Here is a 300-nt window from a genome sequence, read left to right on the forward strand (position 1 = left end):
AGTCTTTTTTGTTTTAAAATAGAACGATTAAAACTTGAGGTGATGAGGATGCTTTCGAAACATCATTCTATTCAGCGAGATCAACTTGAAATGATTACTTTAGATCAACTGGTGCCGGCGAACCATTAGGTTCGTAAAATGGAGGCTTCCATTGACTTCACTTTCATTTACGTCTTGGTGAAAGATATGTATTCAGAGGTAGGACGCCCAAGTATTGATCCAGTTATTTTAGTTAAACTGACATTCATTCAGTATACCTTCGGTATTCGTTCCATGCGTAAAACGATTGAAGAAGCTGAA

General features: G+C 37.0%; 1 pseudogene. It reads left to right on the top strand.

Features of this window, described 5'->3' with window-relative positions:
* Window positions 1-48: 48 nt before the first annotated feature.
* Window positions 49-300: pseudogene (locus Q8G36_RS28735) on the top strand (transposase); the annotation flags it as partial.

This window comes from Peribacillus frigoritolerans (assembly GCF_030676415.1).
Classification (GTDB): domain Bacteria; phylum Bacillota; class Bacilli; order Bacillales; family DSM-1321; genus Peribacillus; species Peribacillus frigoritolerans_A.